We start from the raw sequence: 942 nt of genomic DNA, 5'->3' as shown, positions 1-942 counted from the left end.
CTCCCCGCGCCGCCAATGCCTTGATAGTCATGCGAGCCTCCTGATCGAGCCGGCTCATGCGCTCCTCCGTGTCGTCCCGTGACACGGTAGGTCGACTTCAACCGGAGGCGACATCTCGTAAATCTGGCCGTCGCCTTACTCACACATTCGCGCGTCGCGCTACATATGGATCGGAACCGGGCGTGCGGCCCGTCGATTGCGCATTCGCGACGTTCTCCGAAATGACCCGGAGGCGGGCTGATTGAGCCTCCAGACCGGAACTCGACAGCTTGCTGGATGCAACTAAGGGATCGATCATTACGAAGTCCTCACGCTCGACATCAGCATCCGGTGGAATGACTTGACGATGCTTGTGTTCAAGGAATGCTGCCGGTTGACTTCACCGGACTTGATGAGTTCCTGTTCAAGGCTGACGGAGTTCTTGGAATACACCGTGTCCCAACTATCCGCTTTTTTGACCTTGCTCGCCTCGGCTCTCGACGGGGCGAAGCCGATATGACCGTCATTCGTCGCAGCCATGGTCAGCTTGGTTTTGTCCAGAACGTCGGCGAAAGGCTCCACATCCCTGGCCCGATAGCCGGGGGTGTTGGCGTTGGCGACGTTTCCGGAAATTGTCGTTTGGCGAGCGGCTAGCCACTGAGCCTGTCGCGATGCCAAATCGAACAGATAGACAGGTGCCGTCACAGGAGTCTCCAGGCGAATATGGTAAAGAGGCGTTTAAGCCTCCAACCTTGCACGAGGCTGACCTGACTGCCGATCACAGGGCATTAGGGATTTTTTCGATCTAAGGTGCGGCCTGCAGAATCGGACTAACCTGTTTGGTGGCGGAACGTTGTTGGGATCGGGTGCGTTACGCCATTGAGGAGTACACTTGGCGCTTTGACGGCCTGCGACGCCGAGCTTCTCACCGCAGGAGGACGTGATGCACTCCCTTCATCCGCA

Annotated in this window: 1 protein-coding gene and 1 pseudogene; both read right to left on the bottom strand. The window is 57.7% G+C overall.

Features of this window, described 5'->3' with window-relative positions; translation table 11 throughout:
• Nucleotides 1–154: 154 nt before the first annotated feature.
• Nucleotides 155–298: pseudogene (locus tag FS320_RS44190) on the bottom strand (flagellar basal body protein); the annotation flags it as partial.
• Nucleotides 298–684: a flagellar basal body rod protein FlgB gene (flgB, locus tag FS320_RS44185; RefSeq protein WP_162003657.1), complete on the bottom strand. Its 387-nt coding sequence runs from the start codon at nt 682–684 to the stop codon at nt 298–300. The pseudogene FS320_RS44190 and the gene flgB, both read right to left, overlap by 1 nt.
• Nucleotides 685–942: the final 258 nt, after the last annotated feature.

It is taken from the genome of Microvirga tunisiensis (genome assembly GCF_009296175.1).
Lineage (GTDB): Bacteria > Pseudomonadota > Alphaproteobacteria > Rhizobiales > Beijerinckiaceae > Microvirga > Microvirga tunisiensis.
Note: the sequence above shows the minus strand (reverse complement) of the source record. Positions and strands in the feature narration are given on the sequence as shown.